A 25,229-nucleotide genomic window follows, 5' to 3' on the forward strand; every position below is an offset into this window, starting at 1 on the left:
AGCTTGCGAGCAATCTAGCCGACAAAATTGTTGACAATCTTGTTTGGCTAGATTTACCTTCGACAGGCACTCACTCAGGGAGGGCAACGCATGCCGACTCAAGCCCGTCCGAGCACCGGAGAGCAGGCCAAGCAGCACGCGCTCGCGCAGCTGCGGCAGGCGATCCTGCACGGCGAGATGGCACCGGCGCAGCGGCTGGTGGAGAACGAACTCGCCGAGCGGTTCGGTGTGACGAGGGCCAGCATCCGGGCGGCACTGATCGATCTGGAGGCCCAGGGACTGGTCGAACGGATCCGCAACCGCGGTTCGCGGGTGCGGGTGGTGACCGTGGAGGAAGCGGTCGCCATCACCGAGTGCCGCATGGCCCTGGAAGGGCTGTGCGCGGCGAAGGCGGCCGTGGCGGCGAGCGATGAGCAACTGGCCGAACTGACCGCCCTCGGCACGGCGATGACCAAGGCCGTGGCCGACGGCGAGCCGGTCACCTACTCGGACCTCAACCACGCACTGCACGCCCGCGTCCGGGAGTTCTCCGGCCAGCGGACGGCAGTGGAGCTGCTGGAGCGGCTCAACGCCCAACTGGTGCGCCACCGCTTCCAGTTGGCGCTGCGCCCAGGGCGCCCCCAGCAATCCCTGAACGAGCACCTGGCCATGATCGAGACGATCAGGGCCAGGGACCCGCAGGCGGCCGAGGCGGCCGTCCGCGCACACCTCGGCAGTGTGATCGAGGCGCTGCGCGACTGACACACGCGTGAGGCGGGCGCGCACCTGTCCAGCGAGGAGACGCAGCATGACCCACGGCAACGCGCCCGCCACCTCCCCACCACGGTCCACCCTCGTCGTCACCGCGCACGCGGGCGACTTCGTGTGGCGGGCGGGCGGCGCCATCGCCCTGGCCGCCTCCCGGGGCGAGCAGGTCACCATCGCGTGCCTGACCTTCGGAGAGCGCGGCGAGTCCGCCAGGGCCTGGCGCGAGGGGAAGCAGCTGGAGGAGATCAAGGCGCTGCGCCGCGAGGAGGCCGAGCAGGCCGCCGCCACACTCGGCGCCGAGGTCCGCTTCCTCGACGCCGGCGACTACCCGCTCCTCGTCACCCCCGAGCTGACCGACCGGCTCGTCGCGCTCTACCGGGACACCCAGCCCGACATCGTGCTCACCCACCCGGCGGACGACCCGTACAACGGCGACCACCCGGCAGCCCACCGCATGGCCCTGGAGGCCCGGATCCTCGCCCAGGCCATCGGCTACCCGGGCGAGGGCGACATCATCGGCGCCCCGCCGGTCTTCTGCTTCGAACCGCACCAGCCCGAGATGAGCGGCTTCCGGCCCGAGGTGCTGCTCGACATCACCGAGGTCTGGGAGACCAAGCGCAAGGCCATGGAGTGCCTCGCCGCCCAGCGGCACCTGTGGGACTACTACACCGACCTCGCCGTCCGCCGAGGCGTCCAGCTCAAGCGCAACGCCGGCCCCAACCTGGGCCTGCCGCACCGGACCCTGGCCGAGGCGTACATGCGCCCCTACCCGCAGATCGCGAAGGAGCTGGCATGAGCGGCGTCATCGTCACCGGCCCGCCCAAGGCGCACTCCCAGGACGTCGAGGCCCTCGCCGGGTACGGCGTCGCCACCGTGCACGAGGCCATGGGCCGCACCGGACTGCTCGGCCCGGGTCTGCGCCCCGTCCAGCGGGACACCCGGATCGCGGGCACCGCCGTCACGGTGCTCAGCTGGCCCGGCGACAACCTCATGATCCACGCCGCCGTGGAGCAGTGCGGCCCGGGCGACATCCTGGTGGTGACCACCACCTCGCCGTCCACCGACGGCATGTTCGGCGAACTGTTCGCCACCGCACTCCACCGGCGGGGCGTACGCGGCCTGGTCATCAACGCCGGCATCCGCGACACCGCCGAACTGCGCGCCCTGGGCTTCCCCGCCTGGGCCGCCGCAGTCTCCGCCCAGGGCACCGTCAAGGCCACCGGCGGCTCGGTCAACGTGCCCGTCGTGATCGGCGGCCAGGTGATCCGCCCCGGCGACGTGATCCTCGCCGACGACGACGGCGTCGTGGTCGTCCCCCGCGAGCGGGCCCGGCGCGCGGCCGAGGCCTCCGAGGCCCGGGAGCGCAAGGAGGCCGCCACCCGCGCAGCCTTCCTCGACGGCCAACTGGGCCTGGACCGCTACGGGTTGCGCGAGCAGCTCGTGCGCCTCGGTGTGACGTACACGTCGTACGAGGACCATCTGCGGTCCGGGGAGCGGCCGTGACCGTGCGCTGCATGCTGATGCGCGGCGGCACCTCCAGGGGCGCCTACTTCCTCGCCGAGGACCTGCCGGCCGACCCGGACGCCCGCGACGCGCTCCTGCTGAGTGTCATGGGCGGCCCCGACGAACGGCAGATCGACGGCCTGGGCGGCGGGCACCCGCTCACCAGCAAGGTCGCCGTGCTGTCGCCCTCCGCCGACCCGCGCGCCGACGTCGACTACCTGTTCCTCCAAGTGGCCGTCGACCGGCCCGAGGTGAGCAGCCGTCAGAACTGCGGGAACATCCTGGCCGGTGTCGGCCCGTTCGCCGTCGAACGCGGGCTGGTCCCGGCGGGGGAGGAGCGGACCGCCGTCCGGATCCGCATGGTCAACTCGGGCGGCCTCGCGACGGCGGCCTTCGCCACCCCGGGCGGCCGGGTGGACTACACGGGGGACACCGGGATCGCCGGTGTCCCTGGCACCGCCGCCCCCGTGACCCTCGAATTCCCGCCCGTCGAAGGGGCGTTGCTGCCCACCGGCAACGTCCGGGACGACATCGACGGCGTCCCCGTCACCTGCGTGGACAACGGCATGCCGACCGTCCTGACGGCGGCCGCCTCCCTCGGCGTCACCGGCTACGAGGCACCCGCCGACCTGGAAGAGAACACCGCCCTCACCGGCCGGCTGCACGCGATCCGGCTGAAGGCGGGCCGCCTCATGGGACTCGGCGACGTGACGGACACGACCGTGCCCAAACTGACCCTGCTGGCCCCGCCCCGCGACGGCGGCGCGATCACCACCCGCACCTTCATCCCCGTACGCTGCCACCCCTCGATCGGCGTGCTCGGCGCGGCCGGAGTCGCCGCCGGACTGCGCGTCGAGGGCGCCGTCGGCGCGGACCTCGCCCACCTGCCCGCCGGAAGCGACCTGGTGCGTGTCGAACACCCCACCGGCTTCCTGGACATCGAGTGCGGCGTCGGCACCGACACCGCCGGCAGGCCCGTGGCCCGCCGTACGGCCGTGGTGCGCACGGCCCGCAAGATCTTCGACGGCACGGTGTTCCCCGGCTTCCGCCCCACCTCCTGAGGACTCCTGATGACCCCACCCCTGGGCGACATCGCCCACATCGGCCACACCCAGCTCTTCACCCCCGACCTGGACGCCAGCGTCGCCTTCTTCACCGACTATCTCGGCCTCACCGTCAGCGGCCAGGAGAGCGGCACGGTCTATCTGCGGACGTACGACGACTACGAGCACCACAGCCTCGTCCTCACCGCCCGCGACCGGCCGGGCCTCGGCCGGCTCGCCCTGCGCACATCGAGCGAGGAGGCGCTGCACCGCCGCGTGCGGGCGGTCGAGGAGACCGGCGGCACCGGACACTGGACCGAGGACGAACCCGGCCTGGGCAAGCTCTACGTCACCACCGACCCGGACGGCCACGAGCACGCCCTGTACTGGGAGAGCGAGTACTACCGGGCTCCCGACGAGCTGAAACCCGCGCTGAAGAACCAGCCGCAGGCCAAGCCCGACCGCGGAGTCGGCGTACGGCGGCTGGACCACGTCAACTTCCTCGCCGCCGACGTGCTCGCGAACGCCGAGTTCCAGCAACACGTCCTCGGCGCCCGGCCGACCGAGCAGATCCGGCTCGACTCCGGCCGGATCGCGGCCCGCTGGCTCACCTTCACCGACAAGTCCTACGACGTCGTCTACACCGAGGACTGGACCGGCTCGACGGGGCGACTGCACCACATCGCCTTCGCCACCGACACCCGCGAGGACATCCTGCGCGCCGCCGATCTCGCCATCGACACCGGCGTGTTCATCGAGACGGGCCCGCACAAGCACGCCATCCAGCAGACGTTCTTCCTGTACGTCTACGAGCCCGGCGGCAACCGCGTCGAACTGTGCAACCCGCTCACCCGCCTGGTGCTGGCCCCCGACTGGCCGCTGATCACCTGGACCGAGGCGGAGCGCGCCAGGGGCCAGGCCTGGGGGCTGAAGACCATCGAGTCCTTCCACACGCACGGGACACCGCCGACCGCCTGAGGGAACACACCCCACACGAGAGGTAGACCAACGATGCCCTCTTCACCCTCCCTGACCACTCGCGGCAGCAGACTCGCCCTCCTGGTCGTGGCCCTGTGCTGGCTGGCCGTCCTCTTCGACGGCCTCGACATGTTCATCTACGGCTCGGTGCTGCCCCACATGCTGGCGGAGCGGGCCCTCGGCATCACCCCGGACCAGGCCGGAGATCTCGGCAGCTATGCCACGTTCGGCATGCTCGTCGGCGCCCTCGCCGCGGGCACGGTCGCCGACCGGATCGGCCGCAAGAAGCTGATGGTCGGCTGCGTCACCCTCTTCTCCCTGGCGTCCGGCCTGTGCGCGATCGCGAACGGCGTCGCGGTGTTCGGCCTCGGTCGCACCCTGGCCGGCATCGGTCTCGGAGGTCTGTTGCCCACCGCGATCAGCATGGTCTCCGACTACGCCCCGCGCGGCCGCGGCGCCCTCACCATCGGACTGCTGATGACGGCCCACCACACCGGCGGCGTCCTCTCCGCCTATGTGGCCCTCTGGGTCGTCGAACCGCTCGGCTGGCGCGCCGCGTTCTGGGTCTGTGTCGCCCCGTTGCTCTTCGCGCCGGTGCTCGCGAAGTTCCTGCCGGAGTCGCTCGGCTTCCTGCTCGCCAAGGGCCGCACCGAGGAGGCACACGCACTGGCGAGCCGCTACGGCGTCGAACTCCCCCCGGCGAAGACGGGGGACACCGCACCCGTCCCTTCCCGCTGGGCCTCCCTGGCCCACCTGTTCCGCGGCGGTGAGTGGATCCAGACCCTGCTCTACTGGGTGGCGTCCTTCGGCGGCCTGCTCCTGGTCTACGGGGTCGCCACCTGGCTGCCCACGCTGATGCGCGGCGAGGGCTACGAACTCGGCTCCGCCCTCACCTTCGTCGTCCTGTTCAACCTCGGTGGCATCGTCGGCATGCTGGTCGCGGGCCGCGCCGCCGATCGCTTCGGGGCACCCCGCATCTCGGCGATCTGGTTCGCGCTGACCGCCGCCGGCGTCTTTCTGCTGAGCGTCCACATGCCGCTCGCGCTGACCTTCACGGTCGTCTTCCTGACCGGCGTCTTCCTCAACAGCGCCCAGACCATGATCTACGCGACCGTCTCCATCCGCTCGGCACCGGAGAGCCGCGCCACCGCCGTCGGCTGGACCTCCGGGATGGGCCGCTTCGGCGCCGTGTTCGGGCCGTGGCTCGGCGGCCAGTTGCTCGCCGCGAACAAGGGCGACTGGGGCTTCACCGCCTTCGCGCTGGCGGGTCTTTCCTCCATGGTCTTCATCGGCCTGGCCGCGATACGCGGTGCGCGCCGGCCGGCCGGGGACGGTGCGGGCCGGGCGCTGATCGGCGCGCACTGAGGGACACATCACCCGATGTCCGTCTCAACCTGTATGCCCTGGTCGGGAGTTGCCGTCGACTTCGCGTATTGTTTGCGGCATATGCCCGGGAGTCGAGCTCCCCAGGGCGCGCGATCGCGCAGGCGAAGGGGGACCACGACGTGGACGAGACGCGGCACCGAACCGTCCGGCGTGCCGGACTGATCGGGGGTGCCGTCCCGGCGCTCCTGGCCGTCGCGGCCTGCGCCGGCCACGCGACCAAGGCGGAGATCCCCTGGTGGGCCGTCCTCGCCGTCGCCGTCTCGACCGTGGGCCTCGCCGGCCGGACCGGGGCCCAGATCGGCCGCAGCCACCACGAGGGCCGCGAGGCCGAGGCCCCTCCCCGGGTGCGGTAGGGTTGACCTGCGTGATCACGCGGTTCACCCGCGCGAGACGCATCGGGACGTGGCGCAGCTTGGTAGCGCACTTGACTGGGGGTCAAGGGGTCGCAGGTTCAAATCCTGTCGTCCCGACTCATGGGAGTCGTAGCTGAGGGCCGATTTCGGAGGCATCCGAAATCGGCCCTCGGTCATGCTCGGGGCCGTGCCGCGTACAGCTCCCGCCTCGACGTCGTGAAGCGGGCGAGGGCGTCCGGGAGGGGGGAGATGCCGATGCCCGGGGACGTGGGTACCGGGAGGTGGCCGTCGTGGAGGGTGAAGGGTTCCGTGATGTCCTCCGCGAAGTAGCGCCGGGAGGCCGAGGTGTCGCCGGGGAGGGTGCAGCCCGGGAGGGCGGCCAGCGCCAGGTTGGGGGCGCGGCCGATGCCCGTCTCCAGCATGCCGCCGCACCACACCGGCACGCCGTGGGCGGCACACACGTCGTGGATGCGGCGGGCTTCGAGATAGCCGCCGACCCGGGCCGGCTTGACGTTGACGACCCGGCAGGCGTCCATCGCGATCGCGGACGCGGCGTCGCGCGCCGAGTGGATCGACTCGTCGAGACAGACCGGGGTGCGCAGGCGGCGCTGGAGCCGGGCGTGGGCGTGGAGGTTGTTCTCCTCCAGCGGCTCCTCGATCAGCAGCAGCCCGAAGGCGTCGAGCCGGCGCAGATGGTCGGCGTCGGCGAGCGTGTAGGCGGTGTTGGCGTCGACCTGGAGCGGGAGTGCGTCGCCGAAGCGTTCGCGTACCGCCCGCACCGGCTCCACGTCCCAGCCCGGCTCTATCTTGAGCTTGATACGGAGATAGCCCTCGTCGAGGTAGCGCTCTACGTCGTCCAGCAGTTCGGGCACGGAGTTCTTGATGCCGACCGAGACGCCCGCGGGGACCCGTTCGCGCACCGAACCCAGGAACGTCGCCAGGGACATCCCGTAGGCGCGGAGTTCGGCGTCCAGGAGGGCGGTCTCCAGGGCCGCCTTGGCCAGCTCGTGGCCCTTGACGGAGGCCATGGCGGGGGCGACGGCCGCCGTCGTCGGCTCGGGGAGAGCGGCCACGCGCGGCAGCAGGAAGTCCCGGATGACCGTCTCGGCACCGGCGACGAACTCCGAGCAGTACAGGGGCTCGGGGTCGGCGGCGAACTCCGACCAGCCCTCGGCCTCGTCGGTCAACACATGCAGCAGGAACGTGTCCTTGCTGGTCATCGTCCCGAATGAGGTGCGGAAGGGGGTGACGAGCGGGATGGCGACGTGGAGCAGTTCCACGCGTTCGAGCTTCATCGCTGCCTCTCGTTCGACGTCGCGTGGGCCGTCTCGTGGGAAGTCTGGCCGGGGGTGTCGGACGACGAACGGGTCAGCAGGTACCAGCCGTCGCGTGACATGGCCGTCGCGCGCAGGCCCTCCGCGTACGCCTCGGTGAAGACCCCGCGGACGGCGTGCCGCCACGCGAGCGCGAGGGCCGGGTCGGCGGCGCGCAGCGTGACGATGTCCTCGGGCACACGGCACCACAGCCGGTCCGCGTCGCGCAGGGCCAGCGGCCCGCCGTCCGGTGCCCGGGTCACGCCGCCGGCCGCCGAGCGGGCCGCGGCGAGACCGTCCGTGCGCGTGGTCCCCGTCGCCAGGTCCCAGGTGACGGTCAGCCGGTCGCTCTCGTCGCCGTCGTTCACGCCGTCGTTCATCGGCCCGTAGAAGTCGACCAGGTACTCGCTGCCGACCGCGCCCAGCTTGACCAGGTTGAAGCGGGCGTTGCGGCGGACCAGCGGGTCGAAGGTCCAGCGCATGGTGGTGGCGCCCCGCTCCAGCGCCCACAGCCGCTGCGCCTGCTTGACCGCGAAGCCCACGCCCCGGCCCGCCGCGGCCGCCGCCGCGACGAACGAGTACACGTCCCGCTCGGCGGGGGCACCGAACACCGCCACCGCCGCCCCGGCGAGCCGCTCGCCCGACGGCCCGGCGGCGTACGCGGCGTGCACCGCGCCACCGGCGTGCACCAGGCTGTGCAGCACCTCGGCCGGATACGGCGGGGTGGCCCTGGGCGTCTGCCACACGTCGGCGAGGAAGTCGGCCACGGCGTGGATGCCGGCCACGTCGTGCACGGTACGGACCGTGACCCCGGCGGTGCGGGCCGCGGCACCGGCGATGTCGGCCCAGGCGCCGTGCGCTGTTCCCCCGGCTGTGCGGGGCGCTTCCGCCGGCCCGGACCCGGCGGCGGGGATCGTCACAGGTGTCATGCAGCGAGTCTCCGGCGCCGGGGCCGGGCGCCCGTTGTCCGCAGGCACAATGAGGGCACCGGTCTCTGTAGCGATCGGCCAAGGGAGACCGGGATCATCGCCCGATAGAAACCCGAGAACCCGAGAACCGAGAACCCGAGAACCGAGAACCCGAGAAACCCGCCGAAGAACCCGTCGCCCCTCCGTACCCCACCGTCCCAGGAGCCCGACCACCCATGGACGCCCGCACCCTCGAGGACCTGATCGGCACCCTCGGCGAGCCCCTGCTCCGCGTGCTCAGCGCCCCGGCGGACGGCCTCGCCACGCGCGTCTCCGAGATCCTGCTGTACGGCCACGGGGACCCGTTCCCGCGCAGCGCGCCCGGCGCCCTGGTGCTGACCGTCGGACTGCCGCCGGACCAGGTCGAACCGCTGGCGCGCGACGCCGCCGCGGCCGGGGTGGCCGGACTCGTCGTACGGGGCGGGGCCTCGCAGCCCGAGACGGTGGCCGCGGCGAAGGCCCACGGCCTCGCGCTGCTCGCCGTCGACGAGGACGCCGCCTGGCATCACGTCCATCTGCTGCTGGCCTCGGCGATCGGGTCCCGGCCGGGACCGGGGGACAGCGGAGCGGCGTTCGGGGACCTGTTCTCGCTGGCCAACGCGGTGGCCGCGGCAGTGGGAGGCGCGACCGTCATCGAGGACGCCCGGCAGCGGATCCTGGCGTACTCCACCCTGCCCCGGCAGGCCGTCGACGAGGCCCGGCGGCAGGGCATTCTGGGCCGTCAGGTGCCGAGCAGCCCCGAGAACAGTGAGCAGTACCGCGTCCTGTTCGCCGCCCCCGGTCCCGTACGGCTCGCCGCGCTGGACGGCGAGGAACTGCCGCGGCTCGCCGTGGCGGTCCGCGCGGGCGGCGAGACGCTCGGGTCGGTGTGGGTCGTCGACGACGGACATCTCGCCCCCGATGGCGAGGAAGCGCTCGCCCGTGGCGCGTCCACGGCCGCCCTGCTCATGCTGCGGGCCCGGGCCGGCGAGGAACTGTCCCGGCAGCTGACGAGCGACCTGCTCCGCCGCCTCCTCGACGGCAGCGCCGACCCGGGCGCCGCGCAGCGCCTCGGCTTCGCCGAGGGAACCCTGGTACGGGTCGTGGCCTTCGCTCTCGACGGCGCCGTGTCCATGCCCGACGAGGAACAGACCGCGCTGCGGCTGCTCGACCTCGTACGGCTGCACTGCGAGGCGCGGTACGGGCGGCACGCGTGCGTGCTGGCCGACGGGCGTGTGTACGCGCTGCTGCCGGTGACCGGTGCGGAGTCGGGCGGCACGGCGGGGCGGAAGGAGCGGCACCGGCGCCTTGCCGAGGACATCGTGCGGCGCGCGGCTCAGGCGCTGCGGATCCGGGTGCGGGCCGGGCTGGGCGACGCGGTGGCGGAGCCGGCGGCCGTGCGCGGTTCGCGGGACGACGCCGACCTGGTGCTGCGGGTGCTCGGCCCGGACGAAGGCGTCGCCGTCGTGACGGAGGTACGGGCCCGGGTCACGCTGCTGCGGCTGCGGGAACTCATGGACGGGCAGCGGGAGTTGACTGCCGGGTCCTGGCGGGAGGTCCTGGCGTACGACGCCGGGCACGGCACCGACTACGCCAGGACCCTGGTGTGCTGGCTGGAGGCCGGGGGCGACGTCGCGCGGGCGGCGAGGCTGCTCGCCGTCCACCCCAACACCTGCCGGTACCGCCTCAGACAGCTGCGGCAGCACCTCGGCGTCGATCTGGACGACCCGGACGAGCGGCTGGTGCTGTGGCTGCAGTCGCGCACGCTCGGGGGCCTGCGCGGCACCGGCCGGTCCTGACGCCCGGCCGGCTGTCTCGCGGGGGCGGTCAGCCGCTCAGCCAGCCGGCGAGCCGCCGCTCGCACTCCCGCAGTTGCCCGATGTCCACGTACTCCCCGGCGGTGTGCGCCAGTGTCGGGTCGCCCGGGCCGTAGTTGAGCGCGGGCGTGCCGAGCGCGGTGAAGCGGGCCACGTCCGTCCAGCCCAGCTTGGGGCGGGGCACCGCACCCAGCGCCTCGACCAGCGAGGCCACCGCTCCCTGGCCGAGCCCGGGCAGGGCACCCGGCACCACCTCGGTCACCTCCACCTCGTACTCGGGGAACAGCGCGCACAGATACGCCTCCGCCTGCGAGGGCGAACGGCTCGGCGCGAAACGCAGGTTGACGCTGATCACGCAGCTGTCGGGGACGACGTTGTCGGCGATGCCCGCGCGGACGGCGACCGCGTTCAGCCCTTCGCGGTACTCCAGGCCGTCGATGACGATCCGCTCGGCGCTGTGGTCGTCGAGACGCCGGAGTACGGCGGCCGCCCGGTGCGCGGCGTTGACGCCCCTCCAGGAGCGGGCGGTGTGGGCACGCTCGCCGCGCACCGTGATGTCCGCGTTCAGGACGCCCTGGCAGCCGGCCTCGACGCCCGCGTCGGACGGCTCCATGAGGATGGCGAGGTCCGCTTCGAGCAGTTCGGGGCGGTCGGCGGCGATGCGGTTCAGGCCGTTCCGGTCGCCGGAGACCTCTTCGCACTCGTAGAAGACGTACGTCACGTCCCGCACCGGCGCGGCGAGCCCGGCCGCGAGCCGCAGGGCGACGGCGACGCCGCCCTTCATGTCGCACGCCCCGAGCCCGTACAGCCGCTCGCCGTCCAGCCGGGAGGGCAGGTTCCCGGCGGCCGGGACGGTGTCCAGGTGTCCGGCGATGATCACGCGCTCGGCGCGGCCCGTGTCGGTGCGGGCCACGACGGAGTTGCCGACGCGTACGACGCCGAGGTGTGGGTGCGCGCGCAACGCGGACTCCACGGCATCGGCGAGACCGGCCTCCTCGCCGCTCTCGGAGGGGGTGTCCACCAGGGCCCTGGTGAGGTCCACCAGGTCCACCGGGTCCACCAGGTTCACCAGGTCCACCGAGTCCATCAGGTCCACAGGGTCCATCAGGCCCACCGGGTTCGCGGCCGGGTCCAGCGGGATCATTCCGTGCTCTCCTTCCGGGGTGCGGGCCGGCCGAGCCGGGAGTGTCTGATGCCGTAGAGCGCGTAGACGGCCATTCCGGCGGCCATCCACAGGCCGAACGCGGTCCAGGTGCCGGCGCCGAGCCCCCACATCACGTAGCCGCAGCACAGAGCACCCAGCGTGCAGGTCACGGGCGCCATCGGTACCCGGAAGCCGCGCGGCGCCCCGGGGCTGCGGCGGCGCAGGATCAGGACGGCCGCGTTGACCAGGGCGAAGGCGAACAGCGTGCCGATGCTGGTGGCGTCGGCGAGCGCGCCCAGCGGTACCAGGGCGGCGAGCACCATGACGAACGCGGACACGATGATCGTGTTGGCGCGGGGCACGCCGGTCCGTGCGTGGACCTTGGCGAAGACCGGCGGGACGAGCCCGTCGCGCGCCATCGAGAACAGGATGCGGGTCTGCCCGTACTGCACGGCGAGTACGACGCTCGTGGTGGCGACGACCGCCCCGACGGACAGCAGGACGGGCCAGAGGGTGCCACCGCCGACCGCGTGGACGAGCACCTCGCTGAGGGTGGCCTCGGTGCCCGCGAACCGCTGCCACGGCATGGCGCCGACCGCCGCGACGGCCACCGCGCAGTACAGCGCGGTGATCAGCCCGAGGGAGAGGAGAATGGCGCGCGGCAGGTCGCGCTGTGGGTTCTTCGCCTCCTCACCGGCGGTCGAGGCGGCGTCGAAGCCGATGTACGAGAAGAACAGCGAGGCGGCTCCCGCGCTCACCCCGGCCATGCCGAGCGGGAACAGCGGCTGGAAGTTGCCGGCGCGGAACGCGGTGAACGCGACGGCGCAGAACAGCACCAGGGCGGCCACCTTCACCGCCACCATGGCCGCGTTCACGACAGCGCTCTCCCGGGAACCGCGCAGCAGCACCACCATGGCGAGGGCGACGATCGCGGCGGCCGGGACGTTCGCCACGCCGCCCGCGCCGGGCGGAGCGGCCAGCGAGGCGGGCAGTGTCCAGCCGGCGGTGAGCTCCAGCAGCTCGTTCACGTACTGGCCCCAGCCGACCGCGACGGCGGCCACCGAGACGCCGTACTCCAGCACCAGACACCAGCCGCAGACCCAGGCGGCCAGCTCGCCGAGCGTGGCGTAGGTGTAGCTGTACGAGGACCCGGCACCGGGGATCATGCCGGCCAGCTCGGCGTAGGACAGGGCGGAGAACAGCGCGGTGAGCCCGGCGAGCACGAAGGAGAACACCACGGCCGGGCCCGCTTCGGGCACCGCCTGGCCGAGCACGACGAAGATCCCGGTGCCCAGCGTGGCACCCACGCTGAGCAGCGTCAGCTGGGTGAGCCCCATGGTCCGGCGGAGCTGACCTCCGTCGGCCTCCGCCACCAGATCGGCGACGTCCCGCCGTCGCGTCAGCCTGCCGCGGATACCGGCCTCGCCGACGGATCTCCGCGGCCTGGTTCGCACACTGTCCACGCGTTCACTCCTCCCATGACTCCCGCTGTGGCCCTTGATGATGCGGAACGGGGGCGTGGAGAGGGGTGTGCGCGTCGGCCAAGACGACGGGGGCCGCTTTGGCCCACCGGCCAATGCCTCGCGCCAGTGACGTAGGCCACCCATGTGCGTACCCATCGGGTGTGTTTGCCGTAGCGGCGGCTGGAAAGGCGCTCTGTGATCACTGGATGCGACAATCCGGTGGACAGTGGCCAAAAAGCAAGAAAGAGGAGGTTCGATGTCCTCGAAGCGACGTCGCAAGAAGAAGGCCCGCCGCAAGAACGGCGCGAACCACGGCAGCCGTCCGCAGTCCTGAGGAAGTCCTGCGGGCACGCCGACACGTTCGGGTGGGTGGCACATGCCACCCACCCGAACGCGTTCACGGGCCCGGTACGACCAGGTCCGTCAGATCAACTGCGCCTCCGGCACCCCGTTCCGGCGTACCCACTCCGCCCGGTGCTCCGCAGCCAGGGCCAGTCCCCGGCGCCGGGCCTCGGCCGGTACCGGGAGGTGGCACAGGCCGTCGAGGGTCTCCAGCATCGTCCCGGCGAAGTGCTCCCCCAAGGACGTGAGGCGGCCGGAGGCCAGCAGGACGTCCGTGGCCTCCCGGGCGCCCGTACGCCAGCGGACGAACTGGGCCTCGGCCCGGGCGAGTTCCCCGGGGTCCTGCTCCACGGCCCGGCGGCGGTTCCAGAAGTCCGTCACGCCCAGATGCGCGTACGCCCCGTGGAAGAGCCCGAGCAGGGGCCGGGGGTCGGGGCGCCACGGCGCGTAGTAGCGCTCCTCGCCCCCGGGCTCGAACAGGTCGAACAGGTGCAGTACGGCGGCGAACTTGCTGTGCTGCAACTCGTGGGCCATGGACAGGGCGAGACCGCGCCCGGTGCGCGGCCGGGACAGCGCCATGGAGCCGAACGCCTCCGCGCTGCTGCCGCTGAAGTTGCCGCTGCTGCCGAGAGGGACCAGGGTGCGGGGGCCCGCGGCGAGTTCGGCGTAGGTCCGCGGGTGGTGGGACCGCAGTGTGTCGCAGGCTTCCCGGGTCATGGCCTGCCACCAGCGCAGGTCGTCCGCCGCCAGGCCCAGGGGCTGTTCCGGGACACCAGGGAAGCGCAGCGGGTCGAGGTCGTCCAGGAGCAGCGGTGCCCCGGTGTCCAGCACCAGGAGCCGGTGCGCCGCCCGCCACCGTCCCGTCGATGCGTATGGCGCACGCGGCACGTCGACCGGGCCGGGCACCGCACTGCGTCCCGCCACCCCGATCCGCGCCCCTCCGTCTGTACCGACCACCACCTCGGCCACGTCAGCCGGGCAGGCGCCGGGGAAGCGCGCACCGCCGAGCGAGGGCAAAAAGACCCGGTCCCCGGTCAGAGGCCACCGCACCCGGGCGGGCACACCCGCGCGGACCGCCGCGGCCGCGGCGAGGGCGCTGAAGCGCTGGAGCGGCAGCTCGCTCTCCGCACCGGCCTCGGCCGCGCCCTCGACGACGCGGTCCAGCCGGGCCAGCAGGCCGATCAGCGCGGTGCCCGCCGACGGATGCGACAGGACCGCCGACAGGGCCCGGGCATCGGCCCGGTGGGCGGCGGCGAGGAGGTCCCAGGCCTGTCCGGCCGTATCGGCTACGCCGCCGCCGATGTCACGTGCGGCCTCCGTGACGGCGTGGGCGCAGGCCAGGCGGCGGCTGTACTCCGCGCGGGCGAGCAGTTCCAGGGCCTCGGCCCCGCCGCCGCCCGTCGCGACCTCGGTGAAGAGTCTGCCGGGCACACGGAGCGGCACGGGCCTCATACGGCTTCCGCCGGGGCGCCGCGCAGCCGGTCCAGGTCCTCGGCCAGCCGTTCCCTGACCCGGTCGATCAGAGCGGTCAGATCGGCGCAGTAGACACTGGGGTTGGCGAACCCGGTGGCCGGCCGGTAGCGGTTGGCGTAGTGGCCGCCTCCGCACACCCGCAGCAGCCGGCAGTCGCGGCACCGAGCGGACAGCCCGTCGGCGCCCCACTGGCGGGCCGCCACACCCGGATGGCGCAGCAGCGCGTCGAAGGAGTCGCGCCCGACGTGCAGCCCCGTCCGCGCGGCGCCGTGATAGGCGGTGCGCAGGGTGTCGTCCTGGGCCAGGGAGCCGTCCGTCTCCACCACGGCGTACCGCACCGGGGCCAGGCCCAGGGCTTCCGTCTCGGGGGCGCCGCCGAGCAGCAGCGTCATCATGTCCTCGAGCAGCCGCACCCGGGTCTCCCCCCGACTGGCCCCGTACCACCGTTCGAACACCCGCCACAGCCAGTCCGCGTACGGCGTGCCCGGCAGGCCGGGCCGCAGCCCCGGCGGGGGAGTGTGCCAGTTGCCCTGTGGCAGCAGGAAGTCCACCGCCGGCGGCTCGTACGTCAGCAGGTGCTCGTAGCAGCGCACCGGATCGTTGCGCAGGTCGATGGTGCACAACAGGCCCGCGAACAGCTCGCGATGCGGCCCGTCGGCCAGCAGGCGCAGCGCGGCGGCGACCCGGGCGTGGCTGCCGCGCCCGTCGGCGCCGCGGCGGTGCCGGTCGTGTGCCGCGCGGTCGCCGTCCACGCTGACCGAGACCCGGATGCCGTGCGCGGCGCACAGGTCGAGCCAGCGCTCGGTCAGCCGTACGCCGTTGGTCTGCAGCGCGAGGTGCAGCCGTACCCCGGGACCCACGGCCGAGCGCAGGACCGAGGCGGCACGGCCGAGCGCGGCTTCCCCGGCGAGCAGGGGCTCGCCCCCGTGCAGCACCACCCCGGCCTCGCGCACCCGGTGCGCCACCAGATGCCCGGCGATACGCTCGGCCGTGCGGTCGAGGACGTCCGGCGTCATGGTGCGCGGCTGCTCACGCCAACTCGTGTCGTGCGAGCGGTACATGTAGCAGTAGCGGCAGGCGAGGTCGCAGCGGCTGTGCATCTTCAGTACGAAGGAGTGGAACGGGGCGGGCACCCATCCGGCGGCTTCCCTCGCCACGACGTCGTCCGCGACCGGCCACGGCGGCTCCGCATGGCGCAGTCGATTCATACGTACCCCCCGGTTCGCATGCCGGCCGGCCCGGTGCCCACCCGGCCGGCCACGCCATTTGGCCCAGTATTCGGCGCCGGTGACAGACCGTCAACATCGCAATTCCGTCGTCCGCGCGGTCCCCGCCCGAAAGTAGCCGGTTTCGGAAGCCATCCCGTGGGGACGTCAACACTGGACACGAGCCGCGGAGGATGGCCATGGCAGAGCTCGAGGAAGCGGGTGCCGAGCAGGGCGAGGCCACCCTGGAGTCCGTCGTGCTGGACCTCACCGACGTGCCGCTGGACGACCTCGCCGCACTGCCGCCCTCCGTGCTCGGGGAGACCCTGCGCCGGCTGCGCACCGGGCGCACGGCGGGAGATCCCTTCGTCACCGGGTTCAGCGAGAGCCAGTGACCGGCACCGCGTGGCGACGCCACCGTCGAACGCGAAACCGCCTGATCAGGGGCAACCCGCCCTATAATGACCGTCCCTGACTGTCGTGCCCCACCGTCCAGCACCTTCCGTCCGAAGCGGAGTGGCCATGCCCGACACCCACGCAGCCGACCGCTCGGGACGGTTCGCCCTCTTCTGCTCGACCGCGGAGAACCTCGGCGTCAGCACGACCGTACGCAACATCGCGGACCTGCTGGCCGCGGGCAACCGCAGCGTGCTCATCGTGGACGGCCGCGCCACCGGCGCGCCGGCGGGAGCGCCGGTGCCCGAGCCGGTGCCCGGCCGGATCGCCTCCGTGGCCCGCCCGGACGCGGCGTCCCTCCTCGCCCTCGCCTCGGACCCCGACGCGCTGCGCCACGACCATGTCCTCGTCGAAGCACCACTGCCCGACGCGCCCGGCGCACCGCCCGAGGGCAGACTCGGCGCCCTGGCCGACTCGCTGGTCCTCTGCTTCGCCATGACGGCCTGGTCCATCGACGGCGCCGCCGCCCTCGCCGAGCAGCTGAGCGCCGGCCGCGCCGACCGGCCCGTACGGCTGCTGGCCCTCGGCCTGAAGAGCAACGTCGAGTCGCACGACCGGCTGCGCGGCGCCCGCGAACGGGTCCGCGGCAAGTTCGGCCCCCTCTCGCGCACCTCCCGCACCTCCGAGGTCGCCTTCCTGGAGATCCCGTACCACCCGCTCTACCTGGACACCCGGCAACTCGCCGTCGAGAGCGAGCCCGAAGGCTCGGTGACCGGGCTGCGCCCCTACTACGAACGGCCCGCCGACTGGCTCCGCAACCGCCGGCCGGTGCCGCTCGGCCGGGTCACCCTCGTCCACTCCCAGCGTCACGCCCCCTGGGCCGCCTGGCTGGAGGACCAGTTCCGGCGCGGCGGCATCCGCACCGAACTGCGCGCCCAGGACGCCTACTCCGGCGACCGTCCGGCGCCCGGCACGGCGCTGCTGTTCCTCTCCCCGGCGGACATGGACCACGCGGCGCTGGCCCAGCTCGCCGCGCTGTCCCACCCCGACGTCCGGATCGTCCTCGCCGACGAGCCCTTCCCGGACGCGGGCGCCGCCCACCACGAGCGCATCGACCTGCGCGGGACCGACGAGGACGAGGCCGTGCGGCGGCTGTACGCCGGACTGGGCCTCGGCGCCCCGCCCCCGGCGGACGGCCCGCCCGGCGCGAGGTTCCCGCGGCTGCCTGCCGTCACCAACGTGGCCCCCCGCTACAGCGGCTTCGTCGGCAGGGACGACGTCCTCGGCGGTCTCCTGGAGGAACTGCACACGGCCGGCCGGGACCACACCCCGCTGGTCGTGCACGCCGCGAGCGGCTGGGGCAAGAGCGAGACCGTAAGGGAGCTGTGCCACCGCTTCGGCTCCGCCTACGACGTGGTGTGGTGGGTGCGCTCCTGGGAGATCCCCCGCGCCCGCCGCGGCCTGAACCGGCTCGCCGGCCGGCTGGACCTGGTCACGACCGGAGACGGCGCCTCCCCGGCCCTGTTCGACCACCTCGCCCGCGCCGACACACAGAGCTGGCTGCTTGTCTACGACGGGGCCGAGTCCCCCGACGGGCTGCGGGAGCTGCTGCCCACGCCCCACGCCCGCGGGCACGTCCTCATCACCAGCCGCACCGCCCCCGCCACGCGGGACATGGCGGCCTTCGCCCTGCCGCCCATGTCGCCCGCCGAATGCCGGGGCGTCCTGGGCGAACGGCTCGCGGAGATCGACGAGGAGCAGGCCCAGCGGGTCGGCCAGGTCCTGGGTTTCGTCCCGCTCGCCGTGCGCATCGCCGCCCTCTGCCTCGCCGAGCGCGCCGCGGCACACCGGCGCGACGACAGCATGGGCGACCAGACGGCGGCCCGGGCCGCCGTCGCGCACCTCCTCGCCGAGTACCGCACGGCCCAGCAGGCCCTGCTCGAACAGCAGGGCGCGGCCCCGCCCGTGGCGGTCATGGTGCGCGTCGCCCGGCAGACCGTGCTGCACACCCCGGGCGCCGCCGCCTGGCGCGCCGAGAGCCGCACCAGCGACGCCCTCGGCTGGCTGCTGAACGCGGCCTCGCTGCTCACCGGCCGGGGCATGGGTCTCGAACTGCTGAGGTCGAGACACATCCTGGCGGAACTGGCCCGCGACGACACCCGCGACCTCGGCGCGCGCGGCACCCCGGCCGACACCCGGCTGCCCGACGAGCACATGGTGAGCGTCGCCCTGTGGGCGCTGTCCCGGGTCGGGCTCCTGGAGGTCGACTTCGACCGGCCCGACCAGCCACTCGGGCAGCACCACGCCGTACGGGACGCCGTCCGCGACGGTATGAAGAGCGCCGAGCGCGCCCGCATCGAGGAGGTGCTGCGCGGCACCCTCGCCGAGTTCACCCCGGACGAGAACCGCGGCCTGTCCGCCGACTGGGCACGCGAGGTGTACTCGCTGCGCCTGTGGGAGGACGACCGCCCCCGCGTCCGGCGGTCCATGCTGCGCCATCTCAACGCCCTGAGCCAGCGCGGCGAGACCGCCGACCTGGCCCGGCTGCTCGACATCTCCGAGCGCGCGCGGGAGGCCTGGAGCCCGCGGGACGACGACCCGTCACCGGAGTATCTGCGCCTGCTCAACCTCACCGCCCGCGCCCACCGCCTCGACGGCGCCTACGAACAGGCCCGCCAGCTCTCCGAACAGGCCCTGCGCGGCCACCGCAGACTGCTCGGCCCCCTGCACCCGAGGACGCTGCTGTCCGCCGACTCCTATGGCGCCGTGCTGCGCTCCCTCGGCAGGTTCTCCGACGCGCTCTTCCAGGCCCGGCCGGTGCTGGAGGGCCTGACGCTGCTGCTCGGACCGCAGCACCGCGCGACCGTGCAGGCCGAGCACAACCTCGCGTTCACGGAGGCGCTGAGCGGGCGGGCCGCCGACTCGCTGGCCCGGCTCCTCGCCCGGTTCCGCTACCGCCAGGCCGTCGGCGGCGAGGACGATCCGGCCGTCTGGCGGTCCGCCGACCTGCTCGCCTGGGTCTACCGCACCCTGGGCCGCGACGCGGAGTCCCAGGACCTGCTGCGGCAGTGGCTGCACCGGCACGGCGACGTCGCGACCGGCACCCGGCTGAGCATCGAACTCGGCCTGGCCGTCAGCGAACGGCGCATCACCTACAACTCCGCCCGCCCGCACGAGAGGGTCTACGGCTACGAGAAGGCCCTGGAGCGCGACCGGCGAGTGCTCGCCGAAGCCACCGGCCGGTTCGGCGCCGAGCACCTCGACACTCTGCGCTGCCGCTTCAGCCTCGCGGCCGACCTGCACGCGCTCGGCAAGCACGACGAGGCCGAACACGAGGCCCGCCAGTGCGGTCACGCCCTGGAGAGCACCCTCGGCGCCTGGCACCCCTACGCCGGGCTGGCCGGGGTCCGGCACGCGGTGTACCTGCGGGCCGCCGGCGCCGTCGAGGAGGCCGAGGCCACCGGCAGGGCCGCCCTGAATCTCCTGGAGGACCGGCTCGGCGACAGCCACCCCTGGGTCTCCGCCGCGGAGAACTCCCTCGCGGCCACCCTGGCCACGGCCGGGCGCGTGGACGAGGCGACCGGACTCGCCGAGGGCGCCCTGCGCCGTTTGCGGGACCTGGACATGGGGCATCGGCCCGATGGCCGGCGGGTGGGCGCGCACCACGCCTGGCTCACCTCCCGCGCCGCCGCCCGCACGGCACCGGCCAGGGACTTCGACATCGATCTGGAACTGCCCGGCATCTAGGGCCGGGCCCGGGCCCGGGGCCGGACACCGGTCCCGGCGCCCGGACGGTTCCCCCGACGGAAAGGTGAGCGTACGTGGCAGCAGCCCCGCACCCGGAGACCGAGCTCTTCACCGAGTCCCACTGGTTCCCGGAGGGCCACGGCCGAATAACAGAGCTGTGCCAAGGGGCCTTCGCCGGCGTCCCCGCTCTCAGGTCGGTGTCCCACTACAGCAACGGAATCATCGACTTCGTCCTCCGCAGAAGCGACTGCGCCCCGCTGTCCAGCCTGGTCACCGTGGGCGGCGAGGACATCGCCAACGAGGCACTGCCAGGCAGCCGGCTCCTGCTGTGCACCCAGGACCTGGGCGCGCTGATGCGCCCGCTGGGCACCGGTGAGCTGATGCGCGTCGTGGTCGCCAACGCACGCGGCGGCCTGTGGGGCGGCCGCGTCAAACCGGGGATGTACCTGGCCGCACTCACCGACACGCCTGGCGGGATGCCCGCCGTCGACGAGGCCATGAACACCCTTGTCTCCACCATCCGCACCCACGTGCACCACCTGCCCGACGAACAGCCCGGTGGCCTGACGGACCCTCCGGACCCGCTGCCGGAGCACAAGGAGAAGCTGCGCATCGACTTCGGGACGGCGGCGTCCGAACACGAGAACCTGTCCGAGATGCGGCTGCGGGCCCTGTGGGGCGGCCATGTCAACAGCATCGACCTGCACTACGCGGCCTTCTACCGGGACTGGAAACTCGTCTGCGCGGGCGACGTCTTCGAGAACGCCGAGCTCGGCCCGCGCTTCCTCGAGACCAGCGTGCGCTCACGCCGCACCGGGTACCGCGACCTCGCCCAGAGCCTGCGCGGGCACCTCGCCCGACTGACCGACGCGCTGCGGCTGGTGGTGCAGCCGCCCGCCGACCGTCTGGTCCTGGACGTCCAGGAGGGCGCCGTGTACGTGACCTGGCTGTCGCCCCGTGACTACGTCCTCGGGGTGACGCTGGACCAGCGGCAGGTCGCCCACGCGGAGAGCCGGCTCCAGCAACTGGCGGGCGTCCTGCGCGAGATCACGGAGCCCGGACCGCACTGACCAGCCCGCCCCAGACCTCGTCGGCGAGTGCCTCCACCGCGCGCGCGGCGGTCGGCCGGTGGTCCGGGCCTGAACTGCCGAGGGACTGCACGGGCAGCACCTCGACCGCCGTCTCGTACTCCCGGCAGACCCGGCGCAGTCCCGCCCACTGCTCCTCGGACGCGCCGGGCGAGGCGGCACGGAACCAGGCGTCGGCGCCGGCGCGGAACCTCTCCGTCAGCTGCCGGACCAGGGTGGCGCAGCCCAGCGCCGTCAGATCGGCCCGTCCCGCCCGCGGGGGCGGGCTCCCGCCCGTGCCACAGCCGGACGAACGGCCGGCCAGCCGCTCCACGGCCGCGTCGAGGAGCGAGAACACCTCCTCGAACCGCACCTCGACCGGCTCCGGCAGTGCCGTGCGCGCCGGGCCGGGCGCCGCCGCGACCAGATCGCGCCGGGCCAGATCGCTCACCGTCCGGCGCAGCCGCCCCAGTTGGGAACTGTGCTCGCCGAGCGCACCGCGCAGCTCGCTGGTCAGCTCCGCGAGATCGGCCTCCTGGCGGAGTTCCGTGAGCCGGGCGCGCAGCCGGTCCAGGGCCTCGTTCACGACCCGCTCGAAGTCACCGGGGCGGTACAGCAGGGGCTGGGAGCCGAGCGAGCGCGCCAGCCGGTCCCGCATGGTCCGCGACACATGGCCGTTGACCACCAGCAGCACCTCGGCCCGGGCCGGCTGGAGCGCGCCGCGCAGCGCCCGGACACGGGCGGTGATGCGCTCCTGGTCGTCCGCGACCAGCACCGACGGGCTGACCACGATCGCGATGTAGGCGTTGGGGAAGGGCTCAAGCCAGTACGCCACCACCAGCGGCCCGTCGGCGGCGGCCCCCCGCGCCGGGACCGGGTCGACCGAGGCGATGCGCCACTGACCCACGGCCAGCGCGTCATGGATCGTGGAGAGCACCTGGTCCTCGGAGACGTTGTCGTGCAGATCGCGCACGGCCCGCAGCACCGTCGCGGCGGTCACCTCCCGGACCGCCCCGCCGCCGTCCTCGCTCAACTGCCAGGCGTGATGGCAGGTCTTGAGGATCTCCCGGGGCACCCCGCCGGTGAGCTCCTGGAGGATCGCGACCGACGCGGAACCGAAGGGCGCGGGCCACCGCTCTGTCCCGCCCGCGCCCGCGCCAGGGACCGGCCGGGGACCCGAACCGACGTACTCGGCGACGAGGTCCGCTGTCAGTTCCGCGGTGAAGCGGGCCGGCCACAGCTGCACCACCCGCTCGTGCAGGCTCGGGCGGAACGCGTTGAGCCCGCTCGGCGAGGTGCAGAACACCAGCAGCCCGCCCCGGCTCACATACACGTTGACCAGGCGCTCGAAGGCATCGACGAACGTACGCCGGGAGTCCTCCGGCCAGTCGAGCACCTTCTCCAGCGAGTCGATCAGCAGGACGTACGGCTTGCCGACCCGGCCGTGCAGGAAGCCCTGGACGGCCAGCGCGTCGAAGACCGGGTCGATGCCCGTGACGGCGTCCTTGATGCCGCGTTCCCTCAGCTGCGGGGCGGGCTCGTCACCGGTCAGCCACGCCCAGACCATCGAGGTGAACCGGGGGTCCTGCAACAGGGCGAACGCGGTGGCGAACCTCCTGTGCTCCGTGACCTCGCCGAGGGTGACCCGCAGGTCGGCGTGCATCACCTCGGGGTCGTAGCGCAGGGCGGAGACCACCTTGTCCGGGTCCAGGACGCGGTCGCGCAGCCCGGTGGCGATGTCGTCGAGGGCGATGTCGCCGAGCGGGATGTCGTCCGGCCGGCCCGGCCGGGTCTCGGAGCCCTGCTCGCCGACGCGGGCCGCCGTCACATAGGCGTAGTAGTCGCGGACGAGTTCCTCGAACGCGGCCTTGCCCTCTGGGGTGTCGGCGGGGCCGCGCAGCCGGTCGCGGTACATACGGCCGAAGTCCTGCACCGGTTCGTCGACGATCCACATGGCCGGGCCGTCCGGACGGGCGAGCCCGTTGCAGACCTCGCGCGCCGCGTGGCTCTTGCCCAGGCCGAACTCTCCCACCACCGCGATCGCCCGGCCGCGCCGGCCACCCTGGGGCCGGTCCCGTAGGTAGTCGCGCACCAGGCCCTCGAGGTCCCCGAGGAACTGGGTGGAGACATGGGCGTTGCCCGAGTCCGCGGCCTCGACCGGTGCCTCACCCAGGTCTGCCGACGGGCCGAGCCGCACGACCGGCACCAGGGGGAAGGGGTTGCCGTACCAGGTGTCTGCGCTGCTTGCGGCCACGATGGCACTCCTTGCGGGTCCGGAGAGGCGCGGTCGGGGTGGCGGCGGGCATCAGCCGCCGGGGCGGGGCAGGATCGGCTCACGGAGCAGGGCGTCACGGCGGGCCCGCCGGCTCTCCCAGTGGGGTCTGAGCGCGTCGGCGTCGATCGGCCAGGGGTGCGGTGCGCTGCGCAGGGCGTGCGCCGCCGAGTGGAAGACCTTCCGCAGCTCGCGTACGTCGGAGGGTTTCCATTCGTCGTGTGCTGCCATCAGGGAACTCCTGTCGGGCTCGACCAGGCCGTGCGGTCCGTCACCGGAGGTGCGGGCGCTGTGGCTGAACCTCCAGATGTCCTCGGAGTCCAGCTCGCGCAGCGCGAGATGGGTGACCGCCGCCGATCCGCCGATGGCGGCGGCCACTTCCCGCGCCGTCTCCGCCGCGCCGTGGCTCACTTCGACGAAAAGTACGATCCTGGGGTGCGCGGGGCTCAGACAGGTGCGCAGAAACGCCGCCCGGAGATGGGCGTCGTTCCAGCGGATGTGCGGGATCACGACGAAGAGCAGCGCGTTGTGCTGGATGAGCAGGTCACTCATCTCGCTGTAGGCCTGATACGGGTCCTCCTCCGCGATGATCGCCTGCACTCGGGACTCGGAGAACTCGTGCAGCAGCAGCCTCTTGGCGATCTCGCGGCGTATGCGGGCGTTGATCAGCCGGGTCGGCGCGAACGACCGGCCGTCGGGGTCGACACTGATGCGGCGGCCGTCGTTGTCGAGCCCCGCGGTCGGGGCGAACAGCACGAGCGGGTTCCCGGCCGCGGTCGCCGCCGCTGTCACACGCCGGCGCGCCTCGTGGATGCACCGGTGGATGAGCGAGGTCTTGCCCATACCGGGCGGGCCGCTGACGACCACCACCCGGCCGTGCCCCGAGCTCGAGTCGAGCAGTTCGCCGAGGTGGGGCCAGTGCTCCTCGAAGCGGTCCAGCTCGTCACGGGAGTGGTCGACGTCGACCCACTGGTGCATGTGGGCCGGCTCCTTCCACGGCACCAGGGGGTGGTCGGCGCTGAGCGTGGCGGAACCGTTCGCGCTGTTGTCACGGCCGTCGCCGTTGCCCGCGCCGTTCGATCCGTACGGTTTGCGCACTCCGTAGGGGTTCGCCCAGTCGGAGTTGGTCATCCGTGTTGCCCTCCGGAGCTTGTGGGACGGCCGCTGTGCCGTGATCCGCGCAGCCACCACACGGGTGCGGGGCGCAGCAGCTCGCCCACCTCCCGCGTCTGCCGGTCCAGGGTGGTGCGCACGGTGTCCGCCTCGTTCTTTCTGTCCTGCGGTTGCAGGAGTCGCCCGTCCCGGATGCGGGGCAGTCCGTCCGCCAGGGGCAGGGAGCCGGCCAGCGCCCGGGCCGCCGCCCGGCGTGCGGCCGGGCCGGGCACCAGGGCGAGGAGGCCGGTGAGCGTCGCGCGGGCCCGCGCCACCTCGGCGTGGTCCGTCTCGGCCACCTGCTCGTACTCCGCGAGATACAGCCATGCGATCCTCCGGAATTCCAGCACGGCCGCCGTGAGTTGCCGGCCGTGTGTGCGCCGCTCTGCCGAGATCCGTTCCGTCTTCTGCCCGAGTACGGTGAGCACGGCGCCGGTCACCAGCAGCAGAGCCCCGTCGGTGAATCCGCCCAGCCCACCGCCGCCCTTGTCCGCGGACGCGCCCGGCGGGTCGCCCGCGGCGGCCATGACCGCGTCGCAGACCCGTTCGAAGTCGTCCGTGCGCTTGCCGGCCCAGGCGTCGAGCGACATCACGCCGCCCTCGCGGCCGGGTACCCGTACGGCGTCCGTACCGCCGGCCGGCCCCGGAGCCCGCCGCACCACCCCGAGCCGCACCGCCGCGTCCCCGAGCTCGCCCCGGTGCTCGTCGGCGAGGCAGTACACCAGCCGGACATCGCTCCTGCCCGTGTCGGCGGCGGCCTGTCCGGCGGTGGCGGGGAGCAGCGCCAGCGTGCCCAGCAGCAGGACGGGTGTCCAACGCGGGCCCGTGCGGGGACGCCTGGCACGGCTCCCTCTCCGCTCACCCATCCGGCCTCCCCGTTC

The 25,229-nt window shown here is 73.3% G+C and carries 21 protein-coding genes and 1 tRNA gene; 13 read left to right on the top strand and 9 right to left on the bottom strand.

Annotated elements, in window-relative coordinates:
- Nucleotides 1-90: 90 nt before the first annotated feature.
- The 8 genes from ACIBK5_RS06870 to ACIBK5_RS06905 all read left to right on the top strand — a co-directional run bounded on the left by ACIBK5_RS06870 (nucleotide 91) and on the right by ACIBK5_RS06905 (nucleotide 6,127).
- A complete protein-coding gene (locus ACIBK5_RS06870) occupies nucleotides 91-741 on the top strand; it encodes a GntR family transcriptional regulator (protein WP_399016956.1) in 651 nt (216 codons plus the stop codon).
- A 46-nt stretch (nucleotides 742-787) separates the two neighbouring features.
- Nucleotides 788-1,543, top strand: coding sequence for a PIG-L deacetylase family protein (locus ACIBK5_RS06875; RefSeq protein WP_399016958.1), 756 nt, complete (start codon nucleotides 788-790; stop codon nucleotides 1,541-1,543).
- A complete protein-coding gene (locus tag ACIBK5_RS06880; RefSeq protein WP_399016960.1) occupies nucleotides 1,540-2,250 on the top strand; it encodes a 4-carboxy-4-hydroxy-2-oxoadipate aldolase/oxaloacetate decarboxylase in 711 nt (236 codons plus the stop codon). The genes ACIBK5_RS06875 and ACIBK5_RS06880 overlap by 4 nt, the downstream gene beginning before the upstream one ends.
- An 11-nt stretch (nucleotides 2,251-2,261) precedes the next feature.
- Entirely contained in the window at nucleotides 2,262-3,311 is a 1,050-nt protein-coding gene (locus ACIBK5_RS06885; protein ID WP_399017297.1) for a 4-oxalomesaconate tautomerase, read from the top strand.
- Between the two features lie 9 nt (nucleotides 3,312-3,320).
- Nucleotides 3,321-4,271: a catechol 2,3-dioxygenase gene (locus ACIBK5_RS06890; protein WP_399016962.1), complete on the top strand. Its 951-nt coding sequence runs from the start codon at nucleotides 3,321-3,323 to the stop codon at nucleotides 4,269-4,271.
- A gap of 33 nt (nucleotides 4,272-4,304) precedes the next feature.
- A complete protein-coding gene (locus ACIBK5_RS06895; RefSeq protein WP_399016964.1) occupies nucleotides 4,305-5,636 on the top strand; it encodes an MFS transporter in 1,332 nt (443 codons plus the stop codon).
- 140 nt (nucleotides 5,637-5,776) lie between these two features.
- The gene (locus ACIBK5_RS06900) at nucleotides 5,777-6,010 is read left to right on the top strand and encodes a hypothetical protein (protein ID WP_399016966.1); all 234 of its coding nucleotides are present in this window, start codon (nucleotides 5,777-5,779) and stop codon (nucleotides 6,008-6,010) included.
- 43 nt (nucleotides 6,011-6,053) lie between these two features.
- A tRNA-Pro gene (locus ACIBK5_RS06905) sits at nucleotides 6,054-6,127 on the top strand.
- Nucleotides 6,128-6,183: 56 nt separating this feature from the next.
- On the opposite strand, the gene menC is transcribed toward ACIBK5_RS06905, so the two are convergent.
- Entirely contained in the window at nucleotides 6,184-7,305 is a 1,122-nt protein-coding gene (menC, locus tag ACIBK5_RS06910; RefSeq protein WP_399016967.1) for an o-succinylbenzoate synthase, read from the bottom strand.
- Nucleotides 7,302-8,252, bottom strand: a complete 951-nt coding sequence (locus ACIBK5_RS06915) for a chorismate synthase (RefSeq protein WP_399016969.1) — start codon at nucleotides 8,250-8,252, stop codon at nucleotides 7,302-7,304. Before ACIBK5_RS06915 ends, menC begins: the two co-directional genes overlap by 4 nt.
- A 215-nt stretch (nucleotides 8,253-8,467) precedes the next feature.
- On the opposite strand from ACIBK5_RS06915, the gene ACIBK5_RS06920 reads away from it, so the two are divergent.
- Nucleotides 8,468-10,069, top strand: coding sequence for a PucR family transcriptional regulator (locus tag ACIBK5_RS06920; RefSeq protein WP_399016970.1), 1,602 nt, complete (start codon nucleotides 8,468-8,470; stop codon nucleotides 10,067-10,069).
- A gap of 28 nt (nucleotides 10,070-10,097) precedes the next feature.
- On the opposite strand, the gene dapE is transcribed toward ACIBK5_RS06920, so the two are convergent.
- Both dapE and ACIBK5_RS06930 read right to left on the bottom strand, forming a co-directional pair.
- Complete coding sequence (gene dapE / locus ACIBK5_RS06925; RefSeq protein WP_399017299.1) at nucleotides 10,098-11,192, bottom strand: succinyl-diaminopimelate desuccinylase; 1,095 nt, start codon at nucleotides 11,190-11,192, stop codon at nucleotides 10,098-10,100.
- Between the two features lie 35 nt (nucleotides 11,193-11,227).
- Nucleotides 11,228-12,694: an amino acid permease gene (locus ACIBK5_RS06930; protein ID WP_399016972.1), complete on the bottom strand. Its 1,467-nt coding sequence runs from the start codon at nucleotides 12,692-12,694 to the stop codon at nucleotides 11,228-11,230.
- A 256-nt stretch (nucleotides 12,695-12,950) separates the two neighbouring features.
- On the opposite strand from ACIBK5_RS06930, the gene ACIBK5_RS06935 reads away from it, so the two are divergent.
- Nucleotides 12,951-13,028, top strand: coding sequence for a 50S ribosomal protein bL37 (locus ACIBK5_RS06935; RefSeq protein ID WP_370443954.1), 78 nt, complete (start codon nucleotides 12,951-12,953; stop codon nucleotides 13,026-13,028).
- Between the two features lie 89 nt (nucleotides 13,029-13,117).
- Here ACIBK5_RS06935 and ACIBK5_RS06940 read toward each other — a convergent pair whose 3' ends face one another.
- Nucleotides 13,118-14,488: an aKG-HExxH-type peptide beta-hydroxylase gene (locus ACIBK5_RS06940; RefSeq protein WP_399016975.1), complete on the bottom strand. Its 1,371-nt coding sequence runs from the start codon at nucleotides 14,486-14,488 to the stop codon at nucleotides 13,118-13,120.
- On the bottom strand, nucleotides 14,485-15,717 hold the full coding sequence (locus tag ACIBK5_RS06945; RefSeq protein WP_399016976.1) for an FxsB family cyclophane-forming radical SAM/SPASM peptide maturase: 1,233 nt from the start codon (nucleotides 15,715-15,717) through the stop codon (nucleotides 14,485-14,487). Before ACIBK5_RS06945 ends, ACIBK5_RS06940 begins: the two co-directional genes overlap by 4 nt.
- Nucleotides 15,718-15,914: 197 nt before the next feature.
- On the opposite strand from ACIBK5_RS06945, the gene fxsA reads away from it, so the two are divergent.
- From fxsA to ACIBK5_RS06960, 3 genes are all read left to right on the top strand, one after another.
- Entirely contained in the window at nucleotides 15,915-16,109 is a 195-nt protein-coding gene (fxsA, locus tag ACIBK5_RS06950; protein ID WP_311128909.1) for an FxSxx-COOH cyclophane-containing RiPP peptide, read from the top strand.
- Between the two features lie 127 nt (nucleotides 16,110-16,236).
- Complete coding sequence (gene fxsT, locus ACIBK5_RS06955; RefSeq protein ID WP_399016978.1) at nucleotides 16,237-19,857, top strand: FxSxx-COOH system tetratricopeptide repeat protein; 3,621 nt, start codon at nucleotides 16,237-16,239, stop codon at nucleotides 19,855-19,857.
- Nucleotides 19,858-19,931: 74 nt separating this feature from the next.
- Nucleotides 19,932-20,927 (top strand): hypothetical protein, encoded by a 996-nt coding sequence (locus tag ACIBK5_RS06960; RefSeq protein WP_399016980.1) that lies wholly within the window; start codon nucleotides 19,932-19,934, stop codon nucleotides 20,925-20,927.
- Here the strand turns inward: ACIBK5_RS06960 and ACIBK5_RS06965 are convergent.
- Genes ACIBK5_RS06965 through ACIBK5_RS06975 form a run of 3 tightly spaced genes read right to left on the bottom strand, consistent with a single transcriptional unit; the run spans nucleotide 20,905 to nucleotide 25,214 of the window.
- Nucleotides 20,905-23,178 carry a hypothetical protein gene (locus ACIBK5_RS06965; RefSeq protein ID WP_399016982.1) on the bottom strand — a complete coding sequence of 758 codons (2,274 nt, stop codon included), beginning with the start codon at nucleotides 23,176-23,178 and terminating at the stop codon, nucleotides 20,905-20,907. The two genes, ACIBK5_RS06960 and ACIBK5_RS06965, sit on opposite strands and share 23 nt — an antisense overlap.
- A 51-nt stretch (nucleotides 23,179-23,229) precedes the next feature.
- Nucleotides 23,230-24,327 carry an AAA family ATPase gene (locus ACIBK5_RS06970; RefSeq protein WP_399016983.1) on the bottom strand — a complete coding sequence of 366 codons (1,098 nt, stop codon included), beginning with the start codon at nucleotides 24,325-24,327 and terminating at the stop codon, nucleotides 23,230-23,232.
- A complete protein-coding gene (locus tag ACIBK5_RS06975; protein WP_399016985.1) occupies nucleotides 24,324-25,214 on the bottom strand; it encodes a hypothetical protein in 891 nt (296 codons plus the stop codon). Before ACIBK5_RS06975 ends, ACIBK5_RS06970 begins: the two co-directional genes overlap by 4 nt.
- Nucleotides 25,215-25,229 lie beyond the last annotated feature (15 nt).

The organism is Streptomyces sp. NPDC050546, from assembly GCF_044457425.1.
Lineage (GTDB): Bacteria > Actinomycetota > Actinomycetes > Streptomycetales > Streptomycetaceae > Streptomyces.